The organism is Spirulina subsalsa FACHB-351 (genome assembly GCF_026130165.1).
GTDB classification, from domain to species: Bacteria; Cyanobacteriota; Cyanobacteriia; order Cyanobacteriales; family Spirulinaceae; genus Spirulina_A; species Spirulina_A subsalsa_A.
This window is the reverse complement of sequence record NZ_JAIHOM010000208.1, coordinates 1-3,305: the sequence shown is the minus strand read 5'-3', so window position 1 is coordinate 3,305 and position 3,305 is coordinate 1. Positions and strand designations below refer to the sequence as shown.

Here is a 3,305-nt window from a genome sequence, read left to right as displayed (position 1 = left end):
GATGATTATCATCTTCCTGTTGTCGATTTTTTAGCCCAATGTACAGGACAGGCAATCACCACAACAGCTTGTGCAACTGAAGTGATGTGGTTATTAAATGATGATTGGCGAGTCCAAAATGAGTTTTTGGCTCATGTTGCCCAAGGGATTTACCGTTGTGAACCTCTGATGCCTGATGATTTTGAGCGAATCGCCCAATTGAATGCCCAATATGCGGATTTGCCGGGTGATTTTTCGGATTTATCTTTAGTGGTGATTTCTGAGCGTTTGGGTATCCCAGCGATCGCAACGTTAGATCAAGATTTTGATGTTTACCGTCGTTGTCGTCGTCAGCCGTTTGAGTGTATTTTCCGTCCGTAGGTTGACACATTCTGATCAAAAATCACTGCCAGATGGGCGATCGCGCCTTAGGAATAAATAAAGGAGGGGCGATCTCCCCTCAATACAGAAGAGTGATCGCAACCTACAAAAAACAGATCGCTCTTTGGAAGCGTCAAAACGAAAAAGTGATCGCCTCTAGAGAAGAAGGGGCGATCGCGCTTTGGGAAAATGGGAGGGGGACGATTTTCCCCAATTTTCTGGAAAAAACTTGTAAAGTTTGTTAGGGCACTGATGTTGGCTCTGTAATTTTGACCTTTAGAATATTTTGCACAATCTCAAAAAATACCTGTTTGATTTTTACGAGCAGGATATAGGTTTCTGCGTCTAGGGTTAGGGTTTCAAACCATAATTGACAGGTTTCGCTGAGAGCTTCAAGATGATGACAGAGCAGATGGGGGGCTAATTGGTTGGCACTTTGTTCGAGGATTTGGGGTGTGGATTGGATTTGATGGATGAGGGTATCTGTTAGGTTCGAGGATGGAGAGAGGGAGGGAGTTTCGGATGGATTTTTGGTATTGATGATGCCTTGTTGGGTGGCGCGTTGGAGGAGGGCGCAGCAGTGGGCATGGGTGGTTTGAATGCGATGGAGGCTATCAGCAGCAGTGGGTTGTCCGGCGGTGCTGATGTTGATCGGGGCTGGTTCGGTGAGGGGGGTGCTGAGGCTGTACCAGCGGAGGGCATTCATGCCGATCGTCTGGATTAGTTCGTTGGGTTGGAGGTCTGGGATTGTATGGAGTTGTTGGCTGGGTTTGTGGAAGGCGTAGAGTTTGATGGGTTGAATGGTGATGTAGTTAAATTGGGCTGGGCTGTAGCCGAGGCAGCGCATGGCACTGTTGAGCAAGACATCGTAGCCGCCGTAGTTATGGGGGCGCAGGACGATGATTCTATCGCAATGGTTTTGCAGAATTTGATGATAAACGGCGAGGTCTTCGAGAAGTTGGGTATATTCGCCGTCGCGGTGTTGGAGGGGGCGATCGCATTCGTCCCCAAAGTCGGCGGTTTTGATGTACCAGTCTTGGGGTTCGTCTTTGAGGGTGGTTTGTTGGATGTCGGGGGGGAGGTCGGCGGCGAATTGCCGGGATAGGGGGGCTTGGTAGATGTTGGGGTTGGTTTTGAGGCTGTTGAGGAAGGTTTCGGGATCGGGGGTGATTTTTGGGGGGGTGATTAGGGTGTGGTTGGTTTGTTGAAGGAGGGTTTGGAGGGTGTCGATGAGGGTGTAACGGAGTTCGGCGGATGAGGTTAGGTATTCTGGGGGTATGGGTCGGGTGTCTAGATAGGTTTGGTGTGGTTTGGTCATGGTGTTATTTGGGGATAGTGAGGTTTGGATCGGGTCAACTTTTCTTATGCCTTAATCTAAGATAGAGCTTAGACCAGTCAGACACTGTTGTTAGGAGGTTGTTTCATGAATAAAGTTACTGTAGAAGAAATGACTCAAGGTTTGATCACCTATCTTGAACGGGCTAAAGCTGGAGAAAGTTTTATGATTTTCCAAGCAGACCAACCGATCGCTAAAATTATTTCGGCTAAATCAGAGGGTATTTTAGAAGCTTTTGATGCTTTTCGATCCAAAATCGTTTCAGAAGGCATTGATTCAGAAGGTGATGAGGTCTTTGCTGATGTTCGTGATCGCACCCCAACTTCTGAAAAACCTTGCTGGTGATGAGTATAAAATTCCTCCTGGATACCAACATCATTTCAGAAAGTATCAAGTTACAGCCCAATGATATTTTTCTGGAACGTTTTCGGCAGAAGCTAGAAGAGTCTGCGATCGCATCGGTGACAAGGATTAGCGATTGAAAATTGGTTTGTTTAAATCGGCAGATGTGTTGATTGGCTAGGGGTGAGAGGAAATCACACCTTGATAAATTGAGGTGCGATTGATCCTCTTCTAGCCAAGTTTAAGAACCTTTGACCCAGCCTGTACCTTTGCAGGTAGGACATTGAGGTTCTCGTTTACCTCTAGGAACAGAAATACGTCCTTTTCCGTGACACTTAGTACACTTTTTTTCGGCTTTTTCTTTTTCGGGTTTTCCTTTGTCGTAAGAGTGTTTTTCTGACATCGTGGTTTCTCCTTTTTAAGATTTAGAGGCAATACAAAAAGTAGATGCGGTGATTTGCGCGAAGTTGATGGGTTTAGAGGCGCGATCGCAGCAAATAACCACCACTAATGAGACCGAAAATCATCAGACTTAGGGGGGTGCTACCTTCTGGAATATCTTGGGATTCTTTGGTGAGTGCAATCATTTCAAAGCTTGCGCTTTCCCCATCAAAGGCGAGTTTAAGGGGGAATGCGCTGGGGTCTTCGGGATCAACTAGGGGATTGATGTCGCTAATGGTGAAGGTGTTAACGCCTCTACCCAGGAGATCGAGGAAGCTTACGCTTTGGCCTGGACTAAATTCTCCTAAGATTTGGTCTCCTACGGTGATGGTGAACAGGTCGTCGTCATCAATTCCTGTGGGAAAGTCTAGAACGTGGGTGAAGAGGCGATCGCCCATCATGGTGTAACGAAAGCCGTAGGCGGTGGGGGGATCAAACCAGCGTCTGTTGGGGACGTTTGTGAAAAGCCAGCGGCCGGGTTCAGTGACTTCGGGCATGACGGGGTTTGTTTGTGTCCAGCCGATATCAGCCCAGCGTTGTTGCCATTCTTCCTGTTGGCGACGTTCGGCTTCCAGCCTTAACCATTCTGGGTCGGTTTGCTGATTCAGGATGGCAAAGGAGCCTCGGGTGTGATAGGTGAGTTCACGTCCGTTTGCATTGACGGTGACGACCCAACCATCAACGAGTGCCATGGTACACATTTGGCCGGGTCGGCTGATTCCCATGCAGCCGTTGCCCCAGGTGGTGGCGAAGGCACTCAGGATTTCTAGGTCGGTGAGGGGGATGTTGGTGTCAAGGGTTGCTTGTCTGATTACGGCTTGACGGG

At 48.2% G+C, this 3,305-nt stretch carries 6 protein-coding genes and 1 pseudogene; 4 read left to right on the top strand and 3 right to left on the bottom strand.

Going from position 1 to position 3,305, the window contains the following annotated elements; all coding sequences use genetic code 11:
- Both K4A83_RS22050 and K4A83_RS22045 read left to right on the top strand, forming a co-directional pair.
- Positions 1 to 360 (top strand): type II toxin-antitoxin system VapC family toxin (locus K4A83_RS22050; protein WP_265266863.1); only part of this gene is annotated, 360 nt, incomplete at its 5' end.
- A 32-nt stretch (positions 361 to 392) separates the two neighbouring features.
- Complete coding sequence (locus tag K4A83_RS22045; protein WP_265266862.1) at positions 393 to 605, top strand: hypothetical protein; 213 nt, start codon at positions 393 to 395, stop codon at positions 603 to 605.
- Here K4A83_RS22045 and K4A83_RS22040 read toward each other — a convergent pair.
- Positions 602 to 1,678 carry a DALR anticodon-binding domain-containing protein gene (locus tag K4A83_RS22040; RefSeq protein ID WP_265266861.1) on the bottom strand — a complete coding sequence of 359 codons (1,077 nt, stop codon included), beginning with the start codon at positions 1,676 to 1,678 and terminating at the stop codon, positions 602 to 604. The genes K4A83_RS22045 and K4A83_RS22040 overlap by 4 nt on opposite strands.
- Positions 1,679 to 1,783: 105 nt before the next feature.
- On the opposite strand from K4A83_RS22040, the gene K4A83_RS22035 reads away from it, so the two are divergent.
- The gene (locus K4A83_RS22035) at positions 1,784 to 2,041 is read left to right on the top strand and encodes a type II toxin-antitoxin system Phd/YefM family antitoxin (protein WP_265266860.1); all 258 of its coding nucleotides are present in this window, start codon (positions 1,784 to 1,786) and stop codon (positions 2,039 to 2,041) included.
- Positions 2,041 to 2,178 (top strand): PIN domain-containing protein, encoded by a 138-nt coding sequence (locus tag K4A83_RS22030; RefSeq protein WP_265266859.1) that lies wholly within the window; start codon positions 2,041 to 2,043, stop codon positions 2,176 to 2,178. Before K4A83_RS22035 ends, K4A83_RS22030 begins: the two co-directional genes overlap by 1 nt.
- Positions 2,179 to 2,279: 101 nt before the next feature.
- Here the strand turns inward: K4A83_RS22030 and K4A83_RS22025 are convergent, their stop codons facing one another.
- The gene (locus K4A83_RS22025; protein WP_265266858.1) at positions 2,280 to 2,441 is read right to left on the bottom strand and encodes a hypothetical protein; all 162 of its coding nucleotides are present in this window, start codon (positions 2,439 to 2,441) and stop codon (positions 2,280 to 2,282) included.
- 73 nt (positions 2,442 to 2,514) lie between these two features.
- Positions 2,515 to 3,305: pseudogene (locus tag K4A83_RS22020) on the bottom strand (hypothetical protein); the annotation flags it as partial.